Raw genomic sequence first — 26,358 nt, 5'->3', positions numbered from 1 at the left:
AAATGACATTGTTGCGTTAAATAAAATTTTATATGGAGGTATTTAAAATGAAAAAGTGTGTGTATCTGGTAATGTGTTTCATCATGATGTGTGCTTGCTTGAATGGATGTAAAAAAGGAACCGGCAGCAGCATCAATACACCCGCTGAACCGGCGGCTGTAACGATTACTCTGACTTACGCGAATTTCCCGCCTGCCTCAACATTTCCTTGCGTGCAGATGGAGAGATGGAAAACTGAAGTTGAAAAACGCACGAACGGCAAAGTCGCAATCAAAACATTCCCCGGCGGAACACTTTTAGACGCGAAAGATATGTTCGACGGCGTTGTCGCAGGTCAGGCCGATATCGGCTGCCTGTGTATGGCATATCAGCCGGGCAGATTCGTGGTTACTAACTCGCTTGCTTTGCCGCTGGGAATCAAAGACGCAAAAACCGGCAGCAAAATGCTGTGGGATGTGTACACAAAATATAAACCTGCTGAATTCGAATCGGTAAAAGTTTTGACGATGTTCACAACGGCGACATCAAATATTATGAGCAAAAAACCTGTGCGAACTCTTGAAGATATTAAAGGTATGTCGCTGCGTGCATCGGGCGGAGCGGGCGAAATCCTCAAGGCCTGGGGCGCAAATATGGTCGGTATGCCGATGAGCGCAACTCCCGAAGCGCTGCAGAAAGGCGTTGTACAGGGTCTGTTCTCTTCGCTGGAAGTTATGAAGGATTTCAGCTATGCCGAGTATTGCAAATATGTAACGATGACCGATACTTCGATTTATCCGTTCGCGGTTGTTATGAATAAAGCCAAGTTCGAATCGCTGCCGGATGATGTGAAGAAAGTTTTCGAAGACCTCGCTGAAGAACAAATGAACTGGACCGGCGATTATATGGATAATCACGTGGATGAGTCCATCGCATTTTCAAAAGAAAAGTTTCAGGTTGAATTTATCGAACTGACCGCTGAACAAAAAGCGGAATGGAACAAACTGCTTGAGCCGATTATCGCAAAATGGGTCAAAGATAATGAGGCGAAAATTCCGGCACAAGAGATTGTTGATGATTTAAAGAAAATGATGGAACAACCAAAATAAAATAGTTGAGATTGCTTCGTCGTCCTGCTGCGCAGGACTTCTCGCAATGACAGAGAATGATTGGTTTTTATATGATTAAATTTTTGGATGGTATCGATTACGTGCTTCGCAAGATACTTGTATCAATCGCGGGCGCGTTTCTTTTGGCAATGCTCGCTATTACGGTTGCGAATATCATAATGCGCAGATTGGGAATGCCGATACAGGGCACTTACGAACTGACCGGTCTGTTCGGCGCTATCGTTTGCGCGTGCGTGCTTGGCTATACGCAAAAAAGAAAAGAAAACATCGCGGTCGATATTATTGTAAATCATTTTCCTAAATCGCTGCGGCTCGTCGCGGCGATTCTGAACGACACTGCCTGTACAGGGTTTTCAATTCTTGCAGCGTGGCAGATTATGAAAATCGGATTGAAACATCTCGAAAGCGGCGAAGTTACTGAAACACTGCGAATCGTAGCTTATCCGTTTATCTTCATCACCGCGGCAGGGTTCGCTGCGCTGGCGTTTGTTTTTGTCATCGACTTGCTGAAAAACTTTGTGAGCAAAGACACAAGCGTTAAGCCTCTTTCAACTTCGGTTGAAGTTAATCTGGAAGAAGGTGTCCAATGAGCCAGACGATGATTGGCCTATTGGGCATCGGCGTTCTTATGGTTGTGCTGTTTTTGACGGCAACGCCGGTGTCGTTCGCGCTGGCGATTGTCGGATTCTTCGGATTCTGCTGCGTGGTATCGTTCGACGCGGCGGTTAATATGGTCGGCTCGGTGCTGTGGGGGACATTCTCAAAATACGACCTTACCGTAATTCCGCTGTTTGTGCTGATGGGGCAAATAGTTTTCTATTCCGGCATAAACGAAAAATTGTATAAGACCGCTTACAACTGGATTGGGCATATTCGCGGCGGTATAGCGATGGCGACAGTTATGGCCTGTTCACTGTTTGCGGCTATATGCGGTTCGAATACGGCGACGGCGGCGACAATGTCAACGGTCGCTTTGCCACAGATGAAAAAATATAAATATCATCCACAGTTGAGTACCGGCTCTGTCGCGGCAGGCTCGACACTTGGCGTTGTGATTCCGCCGAGCGTTGTGTTTATTTTAATCGGCTTATCAACGGAACAATCTATCGTCAAATTATTTTACGGCGGGTTCGGTGTCGGTGTCGTTCTTACTCTGCTGCTTATACTCAACGTATATGTTATCTGTATGATAAAACCGCAATGGGGTCCTGTGGGCGATAAAGTAGATTTCAAAACAAAAATAAAATCGCTGTCTGGTACCGGCGAAGTGATTCTGCTTTTCGCACTGATACTGACCGGCCTTTATACAGGTTTCTTTACACCTGCCGAAGCGGGCGGTGCGGGCGCGTTTCTGGCGTTAGTTATCGCAGCGATACGAAAACAAATGTCCGTCAAACAATTTGTCGGCGCTGTGAAAGATACGCTGCGGTCATCGTGTATGGTGATGATGATTGTTGCGGGCGCGATGATTTTCGGAAAATTCCTCGCTGTTACAAGAATGCCTTATAATCTGGCGGACTGGGTGCTGACGCTGGCGGTTCCGAAAATTGTGATTATGATGATTATCTTCGGGATTTATATCGTCGGCGGAATGATTATGGATGCGCTGGCGCTGCTGATTATTACAATTCCGATATTTTTCCCTGTCGCGACGAGCCTCGGTTATGACCCGCTGTGGTTCGGCGTTACGATTACCGTCATTACTACGTTCGGCGCGATTAGCCCGCCGGTCGGTGCGGTAACTTTTGTTGTAGCCTCGATGGCGAAAGATGTGCCGATGAAAGAAGTTTATAAAGGTGTGAACATTTTCACGCCAGCGTATATCGTTTGCATTATTCTGCTGATGCTGTTTCCGGCGATAGCGACGTATTTGCCGAGCTTGCTGAAATGAAACCACGAATTTTCACGAATAGACACGAATTTTTTTATATTTCGATGATTTCACTGGTTTCGTGAGGAGGAGCGGTTACGACTTTTAAATTGTCGTCTATGCCGGTTTGTTTGAACGCCGTCTTAATTTCCTTTATCGCGATTTGCGGAGTATTTCTTTCGCCGCTCAAATGGCCAAGCATTACAAGCGAAGGATTTTTTCTGCTTTTTTTTATCACATCGCAGACAAATTTCGCTGTCTTGGGATTCGGCATGTGATAGAGACTGTTGGGATTGAAAAATTTTCGCAGCAGTTCCAAGTCGTGATTAGACTCAACGAAAATAAAATCCGCGTCGATAAAGTACTGTTCCAAATCTTTTGCGTCTCTGAAATCCGTTGCGACAACAATTTTTTTATCGTTATGATAAATGACAAAGCCGCAGGTTATAAAACATGGATTGTGTGGAATTTGAAATGGTTCGATGATAAGATCGCCAAACTGAAACTTCTTCGTTTCATAACATTCAACCTTCAAATTCTCCATTCCGCTATTGCGAAAATGTCTGCATTCCAAATCGTTAAGGCAATCCTTGTGAACTTTCAGCTTAATTCCTTCATCAGCAATAACCCGCATTGGATAATGACTTATATGGTCGGAATGAAGGTGCGAAACCAGAATCATATCGATTTGGCTGGGATTTTTTACGCTCTGTGAAAGAATTTCACGCGTTCGTCTCATTGTACCCAGGCCGCAATCAAGCAGGATTGTGGTTTTATCCGTGCGCACAAGCAGACAATTTCCAGTGCTGCCGCTTCTTAAAGATTGAAAATACAATGGCATCCTTTTCCTTTTTTTAAATTAAGATTCCTGCGATGCAGGCGGTCATAAAGCACGCCAGCATGCCGGCTATCATAGATTTAAAACCGAGCTGCGCGAAATCCTTTTTACGCTCCGGTACAATCGTACCCATTCCGCCAATCAAAATCGCAACCGAACCGAAATTCGCGAAACCACAAAGAGCATACGTCGCTATCGTAAACGAACGAGGTGAAATCAACTCCTTCGCTTTGCCCAAATCAATGTACGCGATAAATTCGTTCAGCACAATTCTTTCGCCAAGCAATGAGCCGACAAGCGAAGCATCTTTAAAATCTATTCCCATAGTCCACGCAAGCGGCGAAAAGAGCCAGCCAAGAACACGCTGCATCGTAATCGGCTCGGCATTCAAACTCGGCAGAAAACCCAGCAGCCAATTTATCATCGCGACAAATCCGATAAAACAAATAACTACCGCAGCAATACTAATCGCCATCTTCGCGCCGTCAACCGCGCCGCGGCAGGCAGCTTCAAGCACATTTGTGTCTTCGCGAGGAATTACAACTTTTACCACGCCCTTGGTTTGCGAGGTTTCAGTTTCCGGCACCATAATTTTCGCAATTACTATCGCGGCTGGTGCGGAGATTATCGAAGCGGTCAGCAGGTGTCCTGCATCTGCGCCGAAGCCGGTGTAAGCGGCAAGCGTTGCGCCGGAGATTGTCGCCATTCCGCCAGTCATCATCGTCATAATTTCCGAACGCGTCATTGTCTTTATATAAGGCCTGATTACAAGCGGCGCTTCGGACATTCCCATAAAGACATTGGCCGCGGTCGCAAGCGATTCAGAGCCGGAAGCATCCATCACATAAACCATAACTTTCGCCATAATCTCGACAATCTTTTGCAAAACGCCGAGATAAAATAAAACCGTCATCAATGACGAAACAAAAATTATCGTAGGCAGAACTGAAAATGCGAAGAAATGCTCCTTGAAGCCGGTGCCGAAAACAAATTCGCTGCCCTGCGCTGAAAAGCCGATTAGATTAGTAATTAAAAGTCTGACCTTATCGAAGGCGCATTGGCCAAAAGACGTGCGAAGAATAATTACCGCCAGTGCAAACTGCAAAATTATCCCGCTGATAATCAGCCGACTGTTCATCTTCTTCCTATTAGATGAAAGCAGCCAGGCAATAATTACCATCACAAACAAGCCGACAAAGCTTACCAATCTGAGCATATATTAACTCCGGTAGAAAACCGGTATTATAGCTATTAAGACACGAAGGCACAAAGAATTTTAGGCATAAAAAAACTAACCCTGTGACAGCAGGGTTAGTTGGAATTTTGTAAGCGTTTATTTTTAAGGAGGCTTAACGCTTAGTGCATATCGAACAGCGACTGGGTTTTGATAATCGTAACCTGGTCAGGATATGCGTGGAACGCGTGAATGTGCAGTTCATCGCGCCTTGCTTCGAAGTCGATATAGCTGAACGGCTCAAGACCGCCAACAGCCATTTTCGGAAACTTCACAAACATACCGCGATTGCGTGCGAACTTTTCAAGGTCGCTATGACTTTGACGATAGAGATTCGGGCTCATTTTCTCGACCTGGAAATCAGTCATATAGCTCAAACCTTTGGCGAGCGTGCATTTGTGATTTCTTTGGCCGGCAAAACGGAAACGTTCAATCAGCCCCCGACGAGGCAGCAGTTGAGTCGGCGTGCTGATAAGTTCGGAAAGACAAAGCTCATTCGAGAATACACTTACCACGTGCGAACCGCCTGTCGCCCAAATCAAGGCTTCATATTTATCCGTCTTGATTGTGCGCTTCTCAAAAATATTGAAAAGCTCCGGATGAAGCGGCCTTTGGTAAAGCGTGAAGGTCAACTCGCTGACAACTACATTTGTATTATTTGGTGTATCCATCTTTGAACCCATTTAGAACGACAATTTTTCTTGTTCTTTACCCTGTTATTTTAGCAGAAACGCAGATTTGAATCAAGGCCGTTATCAGTATTGATAATCGGGTTTTGCGCTCTTATAGGACGATTATTCCACAAATTCAGCAGACAGAAGCAATAATGATTGTAAAAAAAATATATAATTTTTTTCGACTTTGTCAAAAAGCCAATTTTTTTTACCCTTGAGGGCGTCAGGTTTCCCTGTTTTCAGTACTGTTTGAACAGTAAAATGTTCAGAATTGTGGCGATAACATCGTAGAAAATGTGTGTGCCGGCAACAACGCCGTAGCCCCGTACTACAAATATAATGGCGAAATAAACACCGGCTATTGTCCGAAACATAAACGGCGCCAATGCGAAAATTTCCGATCTTGCGAAATGGCCGTGAATGAAAACATAATGATGGTGCAAACTGAAAAGCACCGCTGAAATTAGCACCGAAAACAAAATAGAGTTAGTCTTTTTTACGCCAAGAACTGTCTCGAAGAAGAACATAAAGACGCAAATCAAAACGAGCCTGAAAATCAGCTCTTCGTAAATACCGGCTCCGATTCCGGTGATGATATCCATTGAGAAACTATGGCCGCCATACCCCGATGCAAGATTCGTTATGACCGCTGCCAATTGTTTACCCTGCTGCGACGGACGATTGAGAACCATCGCCAGAACAATCAGCGGAAGCGCAATCGTAATGCACTCGCCGGTCATCGCGACAAAATCAAGCCAGACAATCTTCCACGGCCTGCGGGAAGTCATCTGCAAAATAATAAGCGTTATGATAATGACAAGCGGCGCAAAGAGCCATGAGGATTTGCCGTCAAGGCCGATGTATTGCAGGAAGTTTTGTATCCAGACAAACGCGACAACCCCGCCGCGGACATGACTGGAAGGAGAACTAAGGAGCTGTGGGTTGATTTTTAGGACGAGAATTTCGTAAAGTACGATGAAAGGCAGCAGAAAAATCAGCGCGTATATCGACCGGGCCGTGCGGGCGAAATATCCGTTATCTTCCGCGGCCTTGAGAGTCCGACTGCTGACTTTTGAATCCTTTCTATTCATCGTGTGGAAGTTTAACCTAAATAACAAAAAAAATCAACAACAGGAATATTTGATTAATTTTTGAACAGCAACTCAAAATGCAGCTTCATCATTTCCGAGACATCGTCAGGAACGAACTGTTTAAAGAGTCCCTGCCAGATAACCGTCAACAAAATCGGCGAAAGAATCAGTTGAGGATATTCCGCTATTAACGGGTTACGCAGTTTTCCGGTTTGGCCTGCGCTTTTCAACAACATTTTTTGCTTTTCTATTATCGGCGCAACCACCCCCTGCCTGAAAAATTCGCCGAGTTTCGGGAATCTAATCGCTTCAGAAATCATCAATCGCATTACAGGGCCGACTTCAGCGGACAACATCCTTTTCAATAACACCGAAAACGCCGGCTCGTATAATTCCTTTGTCGCCTGGGTCTGGCCGTCAAGTGCCTGTTTGATATCATCTATCAACGGCATCATAACAGTTCGTATCATTTCATTGAACAATTCTTCCTTATTCGGAAAGTACAAATACACAGTGCCTTTGGCAACATTCGCCTTTTTCGCAATCTCATCGATTCTGGCGGCCTCGAAACCCTTGCTGATAAACTCATTCTTCGCGGCCTGGATAATCGCGACACGTTTTTCCTTTGCTTTTTCGGCACGTGTAAGTTTTTTGCTGTCGTTCATTTTCATTCCTTCTATATTAATCAAGTGTAGTACGTGAACGCACTACTGTTATGGTTAAAATAACAACTACAATAATCGAAAGGCAGGCAAGACTGGTGCCCATATCTGATAAAATCTGGCCTTTCAGAAGCGTGCCTCTGACAACTCTTAAAAAATGCGTTATCGGAAGCAGGTTTCCAATAAATCTTGCCCAGCCGGGCAGACCGTAAAACGGAAACATAAAACCCGACAAAAATATCGACGGCAAAAACACAAATACGGATAATTGCATTGCCTGCAACTGATTGCGTGCAAGTGTTGAAATAAAATACCCAAGCCCAAGATTGCCGATGATAAACAACGCGGCGCCTATCGAAAGCGCAAACCAGCCGGCAAGACTTTTCGCCATTGGAACGCCAAATAATATTCTCCCCAATATTAAAATCACGCTGACCTGTATTATTCCAACAATAATATACGGCGTCAGTTTGCCAATCATTATTTCCAGCGGCATTGCCGGCGTTGAGAGCAGACTTTCCATTGTGCCGCGTTCGGTTTCGCGCGTAACCGCAAGCGCAGTCATCATCACAAGCGTCATCGTCAGCACAACGCCGAGCATACCCGGCACAATATTATATGATGAAATATTTTCGGGATTGAACTTTCTGTGAACGACAACATCGAACGGCTTTTGGGTTTTATAATTTCCAACCGGCCCGCGAAGTTCATTCGCAAGCACTGTTTCCGACAGAGCAGAAATTGCCGCCAGCGCGTTGCCGGCAGATTGCGGGTCGGATGCGTCGGCCTCGACAAGAATTTGCGCATTGTCGTGTTTCAGTACACGCTGCGTAAAGTCAGGCGGAATCGTTATCGTGAGCATAACTTTGCCAAGACGCATAAGCCTGTCGAGTTCGGCTTCGGAAGTCGGCAGATATTTCACATCGACATAAGACGTCTGCTCTATCGCGCTAATAATTGTATTCGCGAGCGTGCTTTTGTCGTTCGAGAAAACAGCAGCGGGAAGATGGTGCGGGTCCATATTGATAGCGTAACCATACAAAAGCAACTGCATTATTGGAATCACCAGAATCATCGCGTAAGTAACGCGGTCGCGATGCAATTGCGTAAACTCTTTGGCCATCACAGCGAAAATTCTCAATTTCGATATTATCATTGTTCGTGCCTTTTACTCATAAGATAAATGAAAACATCTTCAAGCGACGGACTTATCTGCAGCCAGTTGAATTTATTATACTGCCCTATCACTGTTTTGAGTTCATCAAGGCCAAGCCCGCTGATGTGAACGGCTGTTCCAAACGCTGACGCGGTCAGCACCGCTTTATTCACGGTAAGCTCATGCATAATATCGCTGATGCCTTCGCCGGTGCCTCTGAACGTGATAAGGCCTGATTGCTCGATAATTTCCTGCGCGGTTCCTCTGGCGATAAGTTTGCCGGATAAAATATAGCCAATGTCATGGCATCTTTCGGCCTCATCCATATAATGCGTCGAAACCATAACTGTAAGGCCTTTTGCGGCCAGCATGTGAATCTCATCCCAAAATTCGCGTCGAGCTTTGGGGTCAACGCCCGCTGTCGGCTCATCGAGCAGTAACAAATCCGGCTCATGAATAGTCGTCGCAGCCAATGCCAGACGCTGCTTCCAGCCGCCTGATAATGCACCGGCCAACTGATTCCGTCTGTCCGAAAGACCAAGCTGCTCAAGCATTGCGTCAACACGTTCCACGCGGCGATCCAAACTATAAATCCTCGCCATAAAATGAAGATTCTCCGCGATTGTCATATCCTCATAAAGCGAAAAACGCTGTGTCATATATCCTGTGCGAAGTTTTATTTTGTAACTTTCGGTTCTGAAATTCAAACCAAGCACCTGCCCCTGTCCGCTGTCTGGAGTGAGAAGTCCGCAGAGCATTCGCAGCGTTGTTGTTTTGCCCGCGCCGTTTGGGCCAAGGAAACCCATTATACGGCCTTTACCAATTGTTATGGCTACATCCTTAACAACGTGTTTATCGCCATAATATTTATTTAACCCGCTAACATTTATTACATATTCCATAAATCACCTATCTGCAAGCTGCACATCCATAGGCTGGCCGGGGATTAATTGCTGCGGCTGGGTCGGCGCGGCTTCGGCCATAAATACCAGCTTGTCCCTTGTTCGAAGACTGTAAATAACCGGAGGCGTATATTCGGGACGAGTCGATATGAAATCTACCGTCGCGGTCATATCCTTCGGGCCGCCATCGCAGGCAATTGCAACTTTTGTGCCAACGCTGTACTTACTTAACTGATTTTGCGGAATGTAAAATCTGACTTTTACTTCCTTGTCCGGCACAATACTAATAATCGCCGCGTTTGCGGGCGCCCATTCGCCGGGCTTATACATCAGTTCTTCTATTCTTCCCGATACGGGCGAACTCGGAGCCAACTCTTTGATTTTATGCTCTATGTCCCGAAGCTCCGCTTTGCAGCTTTCAATATTCGAGGCCGCTGCGGATATTTGATTTTGAACTGATACTATATTGGCGCCGGCTTTGGTCGCGCGTTCAAGTGCGGCATCTATGTCCTGCTGTGATACGGCATCCTTAATCGAAACAAAACGATTCATATCAGATATCGCAAATTTTTTCTCGGCCTCGGCGGAAACTAATTCCGCCTGCTTAACGGCTTTTTGCGATTCGGCTTCTTTGATTTGTGCCTCGATTTTTTCCGCCTGCGCTGTGAGCGATGTCAAATCCATCTGAAACAACGGCGTGCCAATCTCAACACGCTGACCGCGCTTGACCTCAACGGAAAAAACTGTGCCGGAAACTGATGAAGACATATAAATGTTATCACTGATTACATAACCGGTGAACGGAATATTCTGACGAGACAAATAATACTGATAAGAAAACAGCATCAGCAAAATGACAATCACACCGACAAGCATTATGGGCTTTCGGTATAACTTTATACTATCTGCCAAACTTTTAAATTTCATTGCCATACCCTTCTAAAATATCAGCGATTTATACTAATGCTGACTCTATGTATATTATAATAATGACTGACCAGTCAGTCAATTTAAATATGAAATTGCGTTGCTTTACCCATGAAAACAAGACCAAATGGTACTGTTATTGTAAATACTTTTAAATAAAGCAGTTAAATCCGATATATTATTATTGACGGAAAATGGGCAATATTGAATAATGCAGGGTATGACACGAGACAAGATACATCAGATTTATGAATTGCTTTTTGAGCGGTTTGGGCCGCAGCATTGGTGGCCGGGTGAAACCAAAGACGAAATTATCGTTGGCGCTATCCTTACCCAAAATACCAACTGGCAGAACGTAGAAAAAGCTATTAACAACCTAAAAAATGCTTCCGTGATGAGTCTTGAGAAACTTCACGATTTACCGCAGGACGAAATCGCCGAACTCATCCGCCCTGCCGGCTATTATAATATCAAGGCTAAACGGCTGAAAAATTTTCTCAACTGGTTTTTTGAAAATCATAACGGTTCACTTGAGGAAATCGAATCTATGCGCACCGACAGTCTGCGTGAGGAACTTTTGTCGGTCAACGGTATCGGCAGAGAAACCGCTTATTCAATTTTACTCTACGCTTTGGAAAAATGTGTTTTCGTCGTCGATGCTTATACTTACAGAATCACAACACGGCATCAACTTATCGAGCCGGAAGCAGACTATGAACAGCTACGAAGTCTGTTTGAGGATAATCTTGAAAACGATGTAAAACTTTTCAATGAATATCACGCGCTGCTGGTTCGTATCGGAAAAGAATTTTGCAGACCAAAACCAAAGTGCAGCGGCTGCCCGTTGGAGTGCTTACCACACGAAATTATTAATCACGAATAATGAAAAGAAAAAAACTATTAACCACGAATGGACACGAATAAACACATATACAGAAAAGAAATTAGACTGCATGGACAAGTACAGGGGATCGGGTTTCGGCCTTTTGTGTTCAGGCTGGCGGAGAAATTCAAACTCACGGGCTTTGTTTATAATCATACCGAGGGAGTAATAATTGAAATTCAGGGGAATGAAAAAAATATAAATGACTTTATTGATAATCTTAAAAATTCCAACAAAGAAAATCCGCTAATAAAAATTTCAACTCTGCAAACGCAGAATATTAACACAATAGAAAACGAAAAATCTTTTGAGATAAAACAAAGCGAAACAACCGGCTCAATCACTGCTGAAGTAACCGCCGACATTGCGACCTGCAAAGACTGCCTGCGTGAGCTTTTTGACAAAAACGATTTTCGCTATCGCTATCCGTTCATCAACTGCACAAACTGCGGGCCGAGATATTCAATTATAAAAACGATTCCTTACGACCGGCCTAACACAACAATGGCCGAGTTCAAAATGTGCGACAAGTGCAAACAACAATACGTAGATGTAACAGACAGGCGTTTTCACGCGCAGCCAGTAGCTTGCCCTGTTTGCGGACCGAAGATTTATCTTTGCAACAATACCGGAAAAATCATCGAAGAAGATTCAGACAAGGTTATTGCAAGAACCGTTGAACTTTTGAAAGACGGGAAAATCGCAGCGATAAAAGGACTTGGCGGGTATCACCTTGCCTGCGATGCGGAAAATGAACAGGCTGTGAAAACTCTTCGCAGCAGAAAAATGCGAGACGCAAAGCCATTCGCAATGATGGCGGCCATAGAAACCATAAAAAGTTTCGCACAAGTTGACCAGCAATCTGAAAAATTATTGCAGAGTATTGAATCGCCGATTGTTCTGCTAAATAAAAAAACGCCAAACACACTCACTCCATCTGTCGCGGCAGGCGTTAACACTTTCGGATTTATGCTGCCCTTTACGCCTTTGCATCATTTGATATTCGCCATGGCCGAGGGAAAAATAAACGCATTAGTTATGACAAGCGGAAATATCGCCGACGAACCATTGATTTGCAAAGACGACATTGCATTATCAAAACTCGGCAAAATCGCGGATGTATTTTTAATGCACAATCGCGAAATTCACCGACAGGTTGACGATTCTGTTATGCACGTTGTCGCAAACGCGCCTGCCCTGCTGCGAAGGTCGAGAGGCTTTGTGCCGCAGCCGATAATTTCTCAACGCTCTGCGTCAGCGGAAATTTTCGCAGCCGGTTCGGATTTGAAAAATACGTTCTGCTTTGTAAAAAACAATCGCTTCATCGTCAGCGAACATATCGGCGATATGGAGGACGCGAACGTTTACAAACATTGGCTGAATTCCATTGAGCATCTGAAAAAACTCATCGACGTCAATCCGAAAGTTGTCGCGTGCGATATGCATCCGAATTATCCTTCGAGTCAATACGCACGGAAATTAAAAGCTGATAAAATAATCGAAGTTCAGCACCACTGGGCGCACATCGCGTCTGTCTTGGCTGAAAATGATACAACCGAAACGGTCATCGGCCTTGTCGCCGACGGCACAGGCTATGGAACAGATGACGCGATTTGGGGATGCGAATGTTTGATTGCGTCGCTGGAAAAATTCGAGCGGTTCGGTCATTTATCCTATTATCCGCTTGCGGGCGGCGATTTGGCATCGAAGGAAGCTGTTCGGCCGCTGCTGGGACTTGCGAAAAAATACAATATTGTCATTCCGGAAAAACTTCTCAACCAAATCGAACCTGACAATACAAAAAGAAAAATAATCGAACAGCAAATCGAGAAAAATATTAATGTTGTGCAGACATCGAGTTTGGGCAGATTGTTCGACGCCGCGGCGGCACTGATTGGCCTTGGCAATTACAATCATTTCGAGGCACAAATTCCGATGGCGACCGAATCACAGGCTGACAAAAATGAAAAGCAAACTTACAGTTTTAATCTGGTCGAGCAAAACAATACCTTTTCCATAGAGATTAAGGGATTAATCGAGGGAATGATAAAAGACCGGCTCGATAATATCGATTTAAAGTCAATTTGCGCAAAATTCCACAACACAATCGCTGAATTTTTCTTTAAATTGGCTGAACAAGCACGTCATAAAACCGGTATAAAAACAGTCGCAATTAGCGGCGGAGTATTTTGTAATAAATTTCTGTCCGAAAGACTGATTGAAAGGTTGCAAAAAAACGGCTTTGTTGTATTATGCAATCGGCTTATGCCTGCCAATGACGGGTGCATCTCGCTCGGTCAGGCAGCAATCGCAGCAGCAAAAGCTATATAGAAAGGAATGCGTATGTGTCTTGCGGTACCTGCGAGAATAGTTGAGTTGAAAGGCGACCAGGCTGTCGCCGACGCCATCGGCAATCGTATACAAACCAAAACCTCACTTGTGCCGGAGGTTAAGGTAGGAGATATTGTTCTCATTCACGCCGGTTTTGCTATCGCTGTGCTTGACGAAGATGAAGCAAAAAAAACATGGCAGCTTCTCGAGGAACTTGACAACTTTTCAAAGACTGATAATGTGGTTTCAGGCTAATATCGAATATTTTTAAAAGGAGCAAGAAAATGATTAAGAGAAACACAATTTACAAATGTATGGAGTGTGGGAACATTATCGAAGTTACTCACGTCGGCGGCGGCGAACTTGTCTGCTGCGGTCAGCCGATGAAAGTTATGGTGGAAAATACCACCGATGCCGCGAAAGAAAAGCACGTTCCTGTTATTGAAAAAATCGCCGGCGGTTTCCTCATCAAAGTCGGTTCTGTCGCGCATCCAATGGAAGAAAAACACTACATCGAATGGATTGAAGTTCAGGCTGATGGAAAATATTACAAACAGTATCTGACACCGGGCCAGAAACCGGAAGCTGTATTTAAAATCGAAGCTGAAAACATAGTCGCCAGAGAATATTGCAATCTGCACGGCCTATGGAAAGCATAATATAATTTAGCATGAAGGAGAAAATCATGATAAGCGAAAAAATAGTAAAAGCACTGAATAACCAGATAAACGCGGAATTAAGTTCGGCATATATTTATTCGGCAATGCAGGCTTATTTTCGTTCTATAAATCTTGACGGTTTTGCAAACTGGATGTATGTTCAGACCAAAGAAGAAAAGACGCACGCTGATAAATTTTACAATTTTATCCATGAACGCAACGGAAGAATCGAACTTGAAGCGATTCCAAAACCACAAAAAGAATGGAAAAGCGTACTTGACGCGTTTGAAGCGGCATATAAACATGAACAGTATATAACCGGCAGAATCAACAAACTTATGGAACTTGCCGGTGCCGAGAAAGATTACGCGACTGAAAGTTTCCTTAAATGGTTCATCGATGAGCAGGTTGAGGAAGAGGCTAACGCGCTGAAAATTGTCGAGACCTTAAAAATGATTAAGGAATCTGCGGGCAGCCTGATAATGCTCGACCATCAGCTCGCAAAAAGAGGCAAATAATTAATTTATAACAAGGTGATTTTATGGCAGTTAATTATACCGTACTGGAAATTTTCGAAATAGCGGTACAGATAGAGCAAAACGGAGCACAATATTATCGCACCGCAGCATCGGTTACGAAAGACAAAGTTGTCGCGGATATTCTGCTCAAACTGGCCGCAATGGAAGACAACCATAGACAAATCTTCTCTGACATGTTGGAAAGTTATAAAAATAACATGGAAGACGCCAATACTTTTGACCCCGATAACGAGGCACTTTATTATATGAAAGGAATAGCGTTAAATTCAGGCTGGGAAGGCAGAGGCGCATTACAACTTACATTGTCCGGCAAGGAAACGCCGACAGAAATTTTAAAAACAGCTTTGAGCGGAGAACAAACTTCGATTAATTTCTATCTCGGTATTAAGGAATTAGTCAAATCGCAGAGCGATAAGGAAAAAGTCGAACAGATTATAAAAGAAGAAATGAGTCATATAGTCAGTTTGCAGAAAAATCTTGAACAATTAAAATAACAAAAAATATTAATAAAGGAAACAGCTATGAAAAAATATCAATGCCTTTTGTGCAGTTACATTTACGATCCTGAAGTTGGCGACCCAGATAACGGAATAGAGGCCGGTACTGAATTCGCGGATTTGCCGGACAATTGGGTCTGCCCGGAGTGCGGCGCATCAAAGGACGAGTTCGAAGTGTTTAGTGAATAATTAAAGAAAGTTCAGATGGAAAAAATTCGTCCATCGGTAAAAAACGAACAAGCACTTTGTTCTGAATCGCCGGCACCACCGACAGGCTTGATTGTCTTCGGTGCTTCCGGCGATTTGTCTAAACGCAAACTCATCCCCGCCGTGGCAAACCTTTTCAAACGCGGCCTGCTCGATAACGGCTTTTTCTTCCTCGGTTGCGGCAGAACTGAAATGTCCGACGAAGATATGCGGAAAATCGCGTCGAAATCTGCCAAAGGCATATTAGAGGACGATGAAAGATTCATCAGCAGTTTCCACTTTGCCAGCGGCGATTACAGCGATTCAAATTTCTACACCAAAATCAAAAACAAACTTACAAACATCGAAAAGAATTATCCGCAAAAAATGGGCAGAGTTTTTTATTTCTCACTGCCGCCGACACTTTACGAACAGGTTGCCGATAATCTCGGCAAGGCCGGCCTTAACAAAAACGGCGACAAATCCGTCCGGCTCGTTATTGAAAAACCGTTCGGCCATGATTTGGCAACCGCGACGAAATTAAATGACAGTCTCAATAAATGGTTCGCTGAAAATCAACTCTATCGAATCGACCATTACCTCGGCAAAGACACCGTACAGAATATTCTGATGTTCCGGTTCGCGAACTCAATTTTCGAACCGCTCTGGAATCGCAATTATATTGATAACGTGCAAATCACCATCGCTGAATCGCTCGGCATCGAATCCCGCGGCGGATATTACGACAAGAGCGGCGCAATCCGCGATATGTTCGTAAATCATATGTTAAGTATGCTTTCGCTGGTAACGATGGAACCGCCGACCTCTTTCGGCGAAGAACATATACGCGATGAAAAAGTAAAACTGCTAAGCAGTATCAGGCCGTTCGATTTATCGCCCTGGAACGAGGATGTCGTAATCGGCCAATACACCGCCGGTAAAATCGACGGCAAAGATGTGCCGGCGTATCGCGATGAAGCGAACGTCGATAAAAAATCAAAAACCGACACTTATATTGCCGCGAGGCTTTTCATCGATAACTGGCGATGGAAAGATGTGCCGTTTTATCTTCGCACCGGCAAACGACTGGCCAAACGCGTTACTGAAATTGCTGTAACATTCAAAAAAGTTCCGCACTCGATGTTCGCATCGGCCGGCATCGGCGAACTGCCGTCAAATGTTCTGGTATTTAAAATTCAGCCGCGTGAAGGTATAAGTCTTTTCTTCGAGGCGAAAAGACCCGGAGCGAAACTTTGCATCGGCACACTCAATATGGATTTTAATTACGCCGACATTTTTGGCACTGATACGCCCGACGCCTACCAGAGGCTTTTACTGGATTGCATGCTCGGCGACCAGACTTTATTTACAAGAATTGACGATGTAAAAATCGCGTGGGAACTGATTGACAACATCCTCAACTCCCGACAGCAGCAGGAGATAGAACCTTTCAGCTACCCCGCCGGCGCCGACAACCTCCCGCAGGCAGATTCGCTTATCCATAAAGACGGAAGAAACTGGCGAAAAATCACTGAAATGTGATATCTCAAGCGGAACTTGACTTCGTCAAAGCATCTATGAAATAATTTTAAATTTTTTTTGAAACTTTCTTGACATATTGCCGATATAAGACTATATTAGTCTTACTTAATGTTAATGTTCAGGTATAAAGATGGATGTGATAAGACGAAATACCGATTATGCTCTGCGACTGATAGCAGGTCTTGCGATGAATTACGGCGGACAGCCGATACCGGCAAGACAGCTCGCGAAGAATCAGGATGTGTCTGAACCTATCGCCTGCAAACTGCTGCAGAAACTTTCAGCGGCGAAACTGGTAGGAAGCCGTATGGGCGCAGCGGGCGGATTTGAGCTGGCCAGAGAACCAAAGAAAATAAACCTGCACGACGTAATACGTGCGATTCAGGGCGATGTGTGTTTCAGCCAGTGTGTTGTTAACGCCAAAAGCTGTCCACACAGACCTAAATGTCAGGTTAGTAAGAAACTGGCATCTTTGCAAAAGTATATCGAAGACGCGTTAAAAGAAACAACGCTTGATAAATTACTAAGTGGAAAATAATAAAAATTTTGAAAGGAGATATTATGTTTTGTTATCAATGTGAACAGACCGCGGGTGGGACAGGCTGTACAAAAACGGGGGTTTGCGGCAAAGACCCTGATATTCAGAGCTTGCAGGACATTCTCGTGTTCGGCCTCAAAGGTATCGCGGCTTATGCATATCACGCAAGAGAGCTTGGCAAAATCGACCCTGAAGTTGACGGCTTTATGCACGAAGCGCTTTTCTCGACGCTCACTAACGTCGATTTCGATTTGAACAGACATATAGAGCTTGTTCTAAAGGCCGGCAAAATAAATTTGAAAACAATGCAAATGCTCAACGACGCTCATGTTGAGAAATTCGGCGCTCCGACTCCGGCGACAGTTTGCGCAGGCACTAAGGCAGGCCTCGGCATCGTCGTTACAGGACACGACCTTTTGGATTTGCTCGAACTTTTGAAACAGACTGAAGGCAAAGGAATCAATATTTATACTCATGGCGAAATGCTGCCTGCACACGGATATCCTCAACTGCGAAAATATAAGCATCTGGTCGGCCATTACGGAACCGCGTGGCAAAACCAGCGCACAGAATTTGACGCATTCTCCGGCTCGATTCTCGTAACAACAAATTGCATTATGCTGCCGAAAGACAGCTATAAAGACAGAATTTTTACCTGCGGCATTGCGGGCTGCGCGGGCGTTGAACATATTAAAGGCCGTGATTTCAGCAAGGTGATTGATAAAGCGCTGAAGTCCGCGCCGCTGAAAGAAAACAAAGTCGGAACATTGAGCACAGGTTTTCATTATACAGCCGTGCTGGGACTTGCGGATAAAATTATCGCCGCGGTCAAAGCAGGCAAAATCAAACGCTTCTTCTTCATCGGCGGCTGCGACGGCGCGAAGCCGGGAAGAAATTACTTTACAAGAGTCGCCGAACTTGTGCCGAAGGACTGTGTAATTCTGACCGCAGCCTGTGGAAAATTCAGATTCAATTATCATGATTTCGGTACGATTGACGGCATACCGCGTCTGATCGATACAGGCCAATGCAACGATTGCTATTCAGCAGTAAAAATCGCTTTGGCACTCGCTGATGCTTTTAAATGCAGTGTAAACGATTTGCCGCTGTCTTTCGTCGTGTCGTGGTATGAACAGAAAGCAGTCGCGATTCTGCTGACACTGCTTTATATGGGCGTAAAAAATATTCGACTTGGACCGTCTCTGCCGGCGTTCGTATCGCCGAACGTTTTGAATTTCCTCGTCGAAAAATACAATATCAAACCAATCGGCGATCCGGAAAAAGATATGGCTGAAATGTTGGGTTAAAGGATGATATTTTATGAAAAAAGCGAAAAGTAAAAATACTGTTCTCAAAAATTGTTTGGCAAAGGCCGCTGATTTAAACAGTCTTATCGAATATTCGGCTGATTCAGTTGTCAGCAAAACGATAATCGACAAATCCGTCGGCACAGTAACACTTTTCGCTTTCGATGCCGGTCAGGGCTTGAGCGAACACCAGGCACCGTATGACGCAACCGTGCAAATTGTTGACGGCTCTGCGGTTCTGACCATCGGCGGAAAAAAAGTTAAGGCAAAGGCGGGTCAGATTGTGATTATGCCCGCCAATGTCCCGCACGCTGTGCAGGCGAAAGAAAAATTTAAAATGCTTTTGATTATGATTCGAGCTTAACTATGACTAATGTAGGGGCAGACCTGCGTGTCTGCCAAATGGGCGAACACATAGGTTCGCCCCTACACGAAATGCGGCGGGAAAATTATGGCTATTAGAAATATCGTAAAAATCGACGAAGAAAAATGCAACGGCTGCGGCAAATGCGTTACTGCGTGTGCCGAGGGCGCAATAAAATTAATCAACGGCAAGGCAAAACTTGTCAGCGAAACATACTGCGACGGCCTGGGCGCGTGCCTGGGCCATTGCCCTATGGATGCCATTACAATCGAACAAAGAGAATCCGCAGATTTCAATGAAGAAGCTGTGAAAAAACATCTCGAAAATGAAAACAAACCGCAGGCCGCGCACGGACACGGCTTTGTATGCCCCGGCACAATGGCAAAACAATTCGCAAAAAAAGATGCCGCGCAAGGCGACACAACTTCACAGCTTACTCACTGGCCGGTGCAGCTCAATCTAATTTCACCGAACGCTCCATTTTTGCAGGATGCCGATTTGCTTTTGACGGCCGATTGCGTGCCGTTCGCGATGGGCGATTTTCACAGCAAACTGCTCAAAGACCATAAGATAATTATTGCATGTCCCAAGTTAAATGACGTCGAACCTTATATTGAAAAGCTGACGCACATCATAAAATCAGGCAGTATAAAAAGTCTTACTGTTGTGCATATGGAAGTGCCCTGCTGTTTTGGTTTGGTAAGAATCGTTCAGCAGGCAATCGCAAACAGCGGAAAAGATTTTGAGTTTAAAGATATTACAATCAGCCTCGACGGTCAGATAAAATAAAATTATTCATCCAGTCCGGGTCTGACAAATGCTCTTGCATCAGGAAATGATTTTTCAACAAGTTTTAATAGTGTTTTCAATTTTACAAGAATATCGAGAATAGTTTTTTCCTGTTCAGAAAAACAATTAAGCATTCCACCCCACGCCGCGATAGAACGTTCAATTCCTATAATTGCAACTTTTGCTGAACCGTCCGCATCTTCCTTGCAATATTCGAAATCTTCAACCTCGCTTTTAAACAGGCCGCTTGTTGCCCTGCATAGTTTCACATATATCTGATGCTGATACCAGCCGATTATATCCATACAGTCTCTGATTTTAGCCGCTTCCTTATCAGGTTTTGTGCCGGGGATTTCCGCTTCTAAATGCACCATTAACTCGTCAGCTTTTTGTTCGAGTAATGCTTTATTTGATTCAAACCATTCGGAAACTATTTTTGTATATTCGAGTGCAATTTTAGTATATGGCTGTTCGTCGGTAAATTTCCTGACGTTTTCCCGATGCCTTTCGTATTCTCCATCTTCAATAGCATTAAGGTCAACACCCATCTCTTCGGCACTTTCCTTAATCATTTCCGCAGTAGCCGCAAAAACTTCCTGCATTTTATCCCAGAATGCTTTATTATTGATGTCTTTGGATTCCGGAGTATCGAATTCACCCTCACACGTCTCGAAATTCAGACATCGGGATGTGAACTGACATCTCTCACACCACCTGTCGCAATAATTATAAATCCCGCTTATGAACTTTGGATTTTTTACCAATTTTATTAAATCTTTTTTCTTCATTAGCGTTAATTCGTGTTCATTCGTGGTTAATTAAATTAAAATTTTGTCCATCATTCTTGGGAATGGGATACACTGGCGGATATGTTTTTCGCCGGTAATCCACGCGAGTGTTCTTTCAACGCCCAAGCCGAAACCGCCGTGCGGAACAGAGCCGTATCTTCGCAAATCGAGGTACCACTGATAATTTTCGAGTTTGTATTTGTGCTCATTTATCTTTTCAAGCAGTTTATCGAAGCTGTCTTCGCGCATTGAGCCGCCGATGATTTCGCCAAAGCCGGCCGGTGCGAGCATATCAAAATTCTGCACTACCCTCGGGTCTTCATCCTGTTTCATATAAAACGCTTTCGCTTCACGAGGATAATGCGTTACAAAAATTGGTTTATCGTGCATTAACGAAATAATTGTCTCATCGCTTCCGCCCAAATCCTCGCCCCACTTGAATTCTGATGCGAGCTGCGCGTGCTTTGGATTATTTTCAATTTTCGTTTCGACTTCCGCAAGGTCGCTTCGCAGGTCAATCAATTCAGCAGCGATTTTATCCTGACGCCATTGTTTGATTTGACCTTTTGCTTCTGCTTCCAAAGCGGTAATTTTATTTTCAATTTCCTGTTTCTGATTTTTGAAATCAGCCAACTGCGCAACCATAAAATCCTGTGTTTTCTGACTTGTCAGAATTTCGTGCGCCTGCGTATATGTAAGCCTGTAAAAAGGCGGAACGATTTTCTTGAGCGATTCAATATTTGCGCCCAAAGTTTGCAATTCCGATTCGTTATCGCTAAGAACCTTCTGCACGACGAACGAAACAAAATTTTCAGCAACTTCCAGAAGTCCCGGCAAATCTATGAATGCAATTTCCGGCTCGACCATCCAAAATTCCGTCAAATGCCTTCGCGTCTTGCTTTTTTCCGCTCTAAACGTCGGGCCGAAACAATAAACTCTGCCGAAACTCAACGCTGCGCATTCGAGATGAAGCTGGCCGGTCTGCGAAAGAAACGCCGGCATACCGAAATAATCGACATTAAATAAACTTCCCGCTTCTTCGCCGACAATGCCGGTAAGAATCGGAGAATCAACAAGTGTGAAACCATTATCATTGAAAAACTGCCTGATTGCGTTAACGACAGTATGACGGATTTTGCCGATGCACCACTGCTTTTGCGAACGCAAATGCAGATGACGATTTTTCAAAAGAAAATCGATGCCGTGCTGCTTTGGCGTAATCGGATAATCGACAGATTCGCACAAAATTTTCGCACCGCTGACGACAATCTCATATCCGCCGACGCTTCGTTCGTCTTTGCGAACAGTGCCGGTAATTGTCAGCGACGATTCGGCGCCGAGCTTTTTAATCTGCTCGAAAAGCTCATCGCTGATTTTGCCCTTTTCGATAACACACTGGCAAAGACCGCTGCCGTCTCGAATAACGATGAAGATTAATTTTCCGCTCGGACGTGAATGGTAAACCCATCCGCCGATTGTTACTTCCTTTTCAGCGAAGTTTTTTAAATTGACGATTTTCACAATGTCGTTAAACATTTTTAGTCAACCTTAACTTTAAACACAACCTTTACAACGTCCTGCGGTTTATCAATCTGCCTGCCGGGCATGTGAGCATCTGTCGGCCAGAATATCGTAAACATTCCTTCTTTAATATCAACATAGTTTATACTTTTGTCGGCGTGAAAAAACATTACGTCTTTTTCTTCATCGTAAGGAGTATGTATTTTCATTCCATTTATATTGGCATAACCCATTCGTTCAGAGCCTTTGACCATAAACTGAATATCGATATATTTTTTGTGGGCTTCAATTTTTTCAAGAAGTGGTCCAGTTTTGTAAGACTGAACGATATAAAACAGATTTTCGCCATCAACAACATACTTGCCTTCTTTTATTTTGCTGAAATCCGTTTCAGCGGCTATTTTTAACGCCTGTGCGATGCGAGGCGATAAGTTTGTGTAAAGTTTGTAATTCTTAATACTGTCAAATACCATTTTACTATTCCTTTCTTGAGTCTGTTTTTTTTTCACTCGATGTACAAGAAGTAAGAATAATTGTCATAGGCAAAACGATTACCAGTACCATCAAATGTTTTTTTATCATTTTCAGGCTCCTGTTTAAATATCTAATTTTTCCCTCAAGTATTGTTTTACCTGCGAAAGATTGATTCTGTCCTGTTTCATACTGTCGCGTTCGCGGATTGTTACCGTCTGGTCTTCTTTGCTCTGGCCGTCAACGGTAATACAGTACGGCGTGCCCGCTTCATCCTGTCTGCGGTAGCGTCTGCCGACTGCGCCTTTTTCATCGTAATAGCAGGCGAAATATTTTTTCAAATCGTTATACATATTCGTCGCGATTTCAGGCAGGCCGTCTTTTTTGACCAGCGGGAATATCGCGGCCTTAACCGGAGCAAGTGTCGGATGGAAGCGAAGCACGCTTCTCTTTTCGCCGTTGACTTCATCCTCATCGTAGGCGTCAACAAGAAACGCAAGACAGCTTCTGTCGATACCTGCGCTTGGCTCGATTACGTACGGAATGTATCTTTGCTTTGCTTCTTCATCGAAATAAGAAAGCGGACCTTTCTGATAATCTTCAGACTCGCTGTTGAGGTCTATTTTGGAAAGGTCACCCTTCTTTTCATACCATGAGTTTAATGTTCGCATACCGCGCTGATGCTGGCGAAGGTCGAAATCGGTTCTGTTTGCGATGCCTTCAAGTTCCTGCCAATCACCGGAGCCGAACGGGAATTTGTATTCAACGTCAACGCAGCCTTTTGCGTAATGCGCCAGTTCATCTTTGTCGTGCTCACGCATACGCAGGTTTTCTTTTTTCATGCCCAAACTGGTGTACCAGTTAAAGCGGAATTCCTTCCAGTGTTCGAACCATTTCTCATCTGTTCCCGGTGCGCAGAAAAATTCTATTTCAGCCTGTTCGAATTCGCGTGTTCTGAAAATGAACGCCTTTGTCGTAACTTCATTTCTGAAGCTTTTTCCGATTTGCGCGATGCCGAATGGAATTTTTACTCTTGTCGTATCAAGCACGTTTCTGAAATTAACAAAAATTCCCTGTGCGGTTTCAGGCCGAAGGAAAATCGTCATTGAATCTTCAACGTTTGCGCCCATCTGTGTTTCGAACATCAGACGAAACGGCATTGGCTCTGTGAACTGGCCAACGCCTCCGCATGAAGGACAAACTTTGCCGGCAAGACCTTCGGCGGTTTTGTTCGGAGCATCGGCAAGATGGTCAACTCTGCTGCGAACGTTGCATTTTTTGCAGACGGTTACAATGTCTGCGAATTTATCAGCGTGGCCGGATGCCTTCCAGACAAGCGGATGCATGAAGATGCTGCAATCCAAACCGACGACATCGTCGCGCATTTGAACGGTGTACTTCCACCATGCGTTGCGGACGTTGCGTTTGAGTTCGGAACCTAACGGGCCGTAATCATAGCAGCTTGCCAGTCCGCCATAGATTTCGCTGGATTGGAATATAAAACCGCGTCTTTTACAGAGCGATACGATATCTTCAAGTTTCGTTAAATTTGCCATAATGCCTTTCTGGAATAAAACGAATATTATATAACGAAGTACTGTTAATTACAAGACTTATAAGCAAGCGATTTTACACTTGTTTTCCTCTGCCTAATGTGTAAAATAGCTCAAAAGTTAATATTGAATTGTGACAGGGGAGCCGGAAACGGAAATTTGAGATTTCAAATTGGTTATCCGGCTGAGAGGTCCCAAAGGGACGACCCTTCGAACCTTTAGCAGTGGTAATGCCTGCAAGGAAGGCACATTTTTGGATTTCAAATTGAAATTTAAAAGACGCGCTTCCTGTTGCAGGCGGCGCGTTTTTTTTTATGACTAAATTAAACAAAGAACAATTTGAAGCAATGCTCATCGAACGGCACGGCGAGTCTGTCTTCAAAAATTTAAAAGCCGCGACCGTCGGCATCGCCGGCCTGGGCGGACTTGGTTCGAATGTCGCTGTTTCACTTGCCCGTATCGGTATCGGCAGACTTGTCATAGCCGACTTCGATGTTGTTGAGCAGAGCAATCTTAACCGTCAGCAATATTTTGTCGAGCAGCTCGGCAGAAAAAAAGTCGAAGCGTTAACGGAAAACCTGCTGAAGATTAATCCATTTTTGAAAATCGAAGGCCACAGCTTAAAATTAACTTCTGAAAATATTCCGGAGATTTTCGAAGACTGCCCTATCATTGCTGAATGTTTCGACAAAGCAGACCAAAAGCAAATGATTGTCGAAACGGTATTAAGCAAAACTAAAAGTATCATCATTGCGGTAAGCGGACTTGGCGGCTACGGCAACAGCAATGAAATTGTAACGAAAAAAATATCAAATAGAACAATTCTCGTCGGCGACGACAGCAGAGGACTCGAATCAGGTTTCAGCCTTATGGCTCCTCGCGTGGCAATCGCCGCAGGACATCAGGCAAACGCTATTGTGGAATTGATTTTGGATTAAACTATGGCAGCATTAATAATAAATGGTGAAAATAAAATTTTTGAAAACGAAGTGCCGGCAACGTTGAAAAATCTTCTCGATGTGTTAAATGTCGATGAAGCAACGGTTGTCGCGGAAGTAAACGGCCAAATCGTTCCACGCAGCGGTTTTCAAAACGCAATATTAAAAGACGGTTATAAAATTGAATTAGTAAGGTTTGTAGGTGGCGGCTGATATGTCAAAAAAATTAATTATCGCAGGCAAAGAATTTACAAGCCGATTATTCATCGGCACAGGAAAATATTCTTCAAATCAGATTATGACGCAATCGATTGAAGCGTCTGGAACAGAAATGGTAACAGTTGCGCTTCGCAGAGTGGATATTCAGAATCCGCAGGACAATATGCTCGCGGCGATTGACAGGAAAAAATATCTGCTGCTGCCGAATACTTCCGGCGCACGCAATGCAGAAGAAGCGATTCGGCTGGCAAGACTCGCGCGTGCGGCAACTGACATTAACTGGCTCAAACTCGAAGTAACGCCAGACCCGTATTATTTATTGCCCGACCCGATTGAAACGTTAAAGGCTGCGGAAATTCTCGTGAAGGAAGGTTTCGTTGTGCTGCCGTATATTAACGCAGACCCGGTGCTCGCAAAAAAGCTTCAGGACATCGGCACAGCAACTGTTATGCCGCTTGCTTCGCCGATTGGCTCGAATCAGGGATTGAAAACGCGGTCAGCGATTGAAATAATTATCGCACAGGCGACGGTACCGGTCGTTGTCGATGCGGGATTAGGTATGCCCTCGCACGCAGCTGAAGCGCTGGAAATGGGAGCCGATGCGGTACTGGTCAATACAGCAATCGCAACTGCCGGCGACCCGATTAAAATGGCACAAGCGTTTAAACTGGCCGTACAGGCAGGAAGAGACGCGTTTGAAGCAGGTTCGGCAGGCGTAAAAAATCAGGCCGACGCCTCAAGTCCGCTCACAGGTTTTCTAAGAGATTAAC

The 26,358-nt window shown here is 44.4% G+C and carries 30 protein-coding genes and 1 riboswitch; of the genes, 18 read left to right on the top strand and 12 right to left on the bottom strand.

The features are described from left to right. The first annotated feature begins 47 nt into the window (after nt 1-47). The 3 genes from LLF92_04415 (at nt 48) to LLF92_04405 (ending at nt 3,000) form a co-directional block, all read left to right on the top strand. On the top strand, nt 48-1,088 hold the full coding sequence (locus LLF92_04415; protein MCE5340356.1) for a TRAP transporter substrate-binding protein: 1,041 nt from the start codon (nt 48-50) through the stop codon (nt 1,086-1,088). A 71-nt stretch (nt 1,089-1,159) separates the two neighbouring features. Next, the gene (locus LLF92_04410; protein MCE5340355.1) at nt 1,160-1,699 is read left to right on the top strand and encodes a TRAP transporter small permease; all 540 of its coding nucleotides are present in this window, start codon (nt 1,160-1,162) and stop codon (nt 1,697-1,699) included. Next, nucleotides 1,696-3,000, top strand: coding sequence for a TRAP transporter large permease (locus LLF92_04405; GenBank protein ID MCE5340354.1), 1,305 nt, complete (start codon nt 1,696-1,698; stop codon nt 2,998-3,000). The genes LLF92_04410 and LLF92_04405 overlap by 4 nt, the downstream gene beginning before the upstream one ends. A gap of 34 nt (nt 3,001-3,034) precedes the next feature. On the opposite strand, the gene LLF92_04400 is transcribed toward LLF92_04405, so the two are convergent. The 8 genes from LLF92_04400 to LLF92_04365 form a co-directional block, all read right to left on the bottom strand. Then, a complete protein-coding gene (locus tag LLF92_04400; protein ID MCE5340353.1) occupies nt 3,035-3,820 on the bottom strand; it encodes an MBL fold metallo-hydrolase in 786 nt (261 codons plus the stop codon). 13 nt (nt 3,821-3,833) lie between these two features. Further along, nucleotides 3,834-5,033, bottom strand: a complete 1,200-nt coding sequence (locus LLF92_04395; protein MCE5340352.1) for a hypothetical protein — start codon at nt 5,031-5,033, stop codon at nt 3,834-3,836. Between the two features lie 140 nt (nt 5,034-5,173). Further along, entirely contained in the window at nt 5,174-5,722 is a 549-nt protein-coding gene (locus LLF92_04390) for a DUF2617 family protein (GenBank protein MCE5340351.1), read from the bottom strand. 242 nt (nt 5,723-5,964) lie between these two features. Then, a complete protein-coding gene (locus tag LLF92_04385; GenBank protein ID MCE5340350.1) occupies nt 5,965-6,816 on the bottom strand; it encodes a CPBP family intramembrane metalloprotease in 852 nt (283 codons plus the stop codon). Between the two features lie 53 nt (nt 6,817-6,869). Further along, a complete protein-coding gene (locus LLF92_04380; protein ID MCE5340349.1) occupies nt 6,870-7,481 on the bottom strand; it encodes a TetR/AcrR family transcriptional regulator in 612 nt (203 codons plus the stop codon). Between the two features lie 16 nt (nt 7,482-7,497). Next, entirely contained in the window at nt 7,498-8,634 is a 1,137-nt protein-coding gene (locus tag LLF92_04375) for an ABC transporter permease (protein MCE5340348.1), read from the bottom strand. Then, the gene (locus LLF92_04370) at nt 8,631-9,536 is read right to left on the bottom strand and encodes an ABC transporter ATP-binding protein (GenBank protein MCE5340347.1); all 906 of its coding nucleotides are present in this window, start codon (nt 9,534-9,536) and stop codon (nt 8,631-8,633) included. Before LLF92_04370 ends, LLF92_04375 begins: the two co-directional genes overlap by 4 nt. A gap of 3 nt (nt 9,537-9,539) precedes the next feature. Then, entirely contained in the window at nt 9,540-10,463 is a 924-nt protein-coding gene (locus tag LLF92_04365; protein ID MCE5340346.1) for an HlyD family efflux transporter periplasmic adaptor subunit, read from the bottom strand. Nucleotides 10,464-10,683: 220 nt separating this feature from the next. Here LLF92_04365 and LLF92_04360 point away from each other — a divergent pair, with 220 nt between their 5' ends. The 12 genes from LLF92_04360 to LLF92_04305 all read left to right on the top strand — a co-directional run bounded on the left by LLF92_04360 (nt 10,684) and on the right by LLF92_04305 (nt 20,098). After that, nucleotides 10,684-11,346 (top strand): endonuclease III domain-containing protein, encoded by a 663-nt coding sequence (locus tag LLF92_04360; GenBank protein ID MCE5340345.1) that lies wholly within the window; start codon nt 10,684-10,686, stop codon nt 11,344-11,346. 27 nt (nt 11,347-11,373) lie between these two features. Beyond that, entirely contained in the window at nt 11,374-13,677 is a 2,304-nt protein-coding gene (gene hypF / locus LLF92_04355; GenBank protein MCE5340344.1) for a carbamoyltransferase HypF, read from the top strand. Nucleotides 13,678-13,689: 12 nt separating this feature from the next. Next, nucleotides 13,690-13,932 carry a HypC/HybG/HupF family hydrogenase formation chaperone gene (locus LLF92_04350; protein ID MCE5340343.1) on the top strand — a complete coding sequence of 81 codons (243 nt, stop codon included), beginning with the start codon at nt 13,690-13,692 and terminating at the stop codon, nt 13,930-13,932. Nucleotides 13,933-13,961: 29 nt separating this feature from the next. Continuing rightward, entirely contained in the window at nt 13,962-14,336 is a 375-nt protein-coding gene (locus tag LLF92_04345; protein ID MCE5340342.1) for a desulfoferrodoxin, read from the top strand. A 26-nt stretch (nt 14,337-14,362) separates the two neighbouring features. After that, nucleotides 14,363-14,854, top strand: a complete 492-nt coding sequence (locus LLF92_04340) for a ferritin (protein ID MCE5340341.1) — start codon at nt 14,363-14,365, stop codon at nt 14,852-14,854. A 23-nt stretch (nt 14,855-14,877) separates the two neighbouring features. Beyond that, nucleotides 14,878-15,369 carry a ferritin family protein gene (locus tag LLF92_04335; protein ID MCE5340340.1) on the top strand — a complete coding sequence of 164 codons (492 nt, stop codon included), beginning with the start codon at nt 14,878-14,880 and terminating at the stop codon, nt 15,367-15,369. A gap of 27 nt (nt 15,370-15,396) precedes the next feature. Beyond that, nucleotides 15,397-15,561 carry a rubredoxin gene (locus LLF92_04330; GenBank protein ID MCE5340339.1) on the top strand — a complete coding sequence of 55 codons (165 nt, stop codon included), beginning with the start codon at nt 15,397-15,399 and terminating at the stop codon, nt 15,559-15,561. Between the two features lie 15 nt (nt 15,562-15,576). Then, complete coding sequence (gene zwf / locus LLF92_04325) at nt 15,577-17,100, top strand: glucose-6-phosphate dehydrogenase (GenBank protein ID MCE5340338.1); 1,524 nt, start codon at nt 15,577-15,579, stop codon at nt 17,098-17,100. Nucleotides 17,101-17,230: 130 nt separating this feature from the next. Continuing rightward, complete coding sequence (locus tag LLF92_04320) at nt 17,231-17,638, top strand: Rrf2 family transcriptional regulator (GenBank protein ID MCE5340337.1); 408 nt, start codon at nt 17,231-17,233, stop codon at nt 17,636-17,638. A 23-nt stretch (nt 17,639-17,661) separates the two neighbouring features. After that, nucleotides 17,662-18,945, top strand: coding sequence for a hydroxylamine reductase (gene hcp / locus LLF92_04315; GenBank protein ID MCE5340336.1), 1,284 nt, complete (start codon nt 17,662-17,664; stop codon nt 18,943-18,945). Between the two features lie 13 nt (nt 18,946-18,958). Further along, entirely contained in the window at nt 18,959-19,309 is a 351-nt protein-coding gene (locus tag LLF92_04310) for a cupin domain-containing protein (GenBank protein ID MCE5340335.1), read from the top strand. A gap of 87 nt (nt 19,310-19,396) precedes the next feature. Then, a complete protein-coding gene (locus LLF92_04305; GenBank protein MCE5340334.1) occupies nt 19,397-20,098 on the top strand; it encodes a 4Fe-4S binding protein in 702 nt (233 codons plus the stop codon). Nucleotides 20,099-20,100: 2 nt separating this feature from the next. On the opposite strand, the gene LLF92_04300 is transcribed toward LLF92_04305, so the two are convergent. The 4 genes from LLF92_04300 to LLF92_04285 all read right to left on the bottom strand — a co-directional run bounded on the left by LLF92_04300 (nt 20,101) and on the right by LLF92_04285 (nt 24,434). After that, nucleotides 20,101-20,886, bottom strand: coding sequence for a hypothetical protein (locus LLF92_04300; protein ID MCE5340333.1), 786 nt, complete (start codon nt 20,884-20,886; stop codon nt 20,101-20,103). A 30-nt stretch (nt 20,887-20,916) separates the two neighbouring features. Next, nucleotides 20,917-22,422: an asparagine--tRNA ligase gene (locus tag LLF92_04295; protein ID MCE5340332.1), complete on the bottom strand. Its 1,506-nt coding sequence runs from the start codon at nt 22,420-22,422 to the stop codon at nt 20,917-20,919. Between the two features lie 2 nt (nt 22,423-22,424). Continuing rightward, nucleotides 22,425-22,880 (bottom strand): YhcH/YjgK/YiaL family protein, encoded by a 456-nt coding sequence (locus LLF92_04290; GenBank protein ID MCE5340331.1) that lies wholly within the window; start codon nt 22,878-22,880, stop codon nt 22,425-22,427. A 123-nt stretch (nt 22,881-23,003) separates the two neighbouring features. Further along, nucleotides 23,004-24,434 (bottom strand): glycine--tRNA ligase, encoded by a 1,431-nt coding sequence (locus LLF92_04285; protein MCE5340330.1) that lies wholly within the window; start codon nt 24,432-24,434, stop codon nt 23,004-23,006. A 125-nt stretch (nt 24,435-24,559) separates the two neighbouring features. Then, nucleotides 24,560-24,692, top strand: a riboswitch (TPP riboswitch). Nucleotides 24,693-24,745: 53 nt separating this feature from the next. Between LLF92_04285 and thiF the strand changes: the two genes are divergently transcribed. Genes thiF through LLF92_04270 form a run of 3 tightly spaced genes read left to right on the top strand, consistent with a single transcriptional unit; the run spans nt 24,746 to nt 26,357 of the window. After that, nucleotides 24,746-25,369 carry a sulfur carrier protein ThiS adenylyltransferase ThiF gene (thiF, locus tag LLF92_04280; GenBank protein MCE5340329.1) on the top strand — a complete coding sequence of 208 codons (624 nt, stop codon included), beginning with the start codon at nt 24,746-24,748 and terminating at the stop codon, nt 25,367-25,369. A gap of 3 nt (nt 25,370-25,372) precedes the next feature. Further along, nucleotides 25,373-25,582, top strand: a complete 210-nt coding sequence (gene thiS, locus LLF92_04275) for a sulfur carrier protein ThiS (protein ID MCE5340328.1) — start codon at nt 25,373-25,375, stop codon at nt 25,580-25,582. A gap of 1 nt (nt 25,583) precedes the next feature. Beyond that, entirely contained in the window at nt 25,584-26,357 is a 774-nt protein-coding gene (locus LLF92_04270) for a thiazole synthase (GenBank protein ID MCE5340327.1), read from the top strand. Nucleotide 26,358: the final 1 nt, after the last annotated feature.

The sequence above is a fragment of the Planctomycetaceae bacterium genome (assembly GCA_021371795.1).
Taxonomy (GTDB): domain Bacteria; phylum Planctomycetota; class Phycisphaerae; order Sedimentisphaerales; family UBA12454; genus UBA12454.
This window is presented reverse-complemented; position numbering and strand designations above follow the sequence as displayed.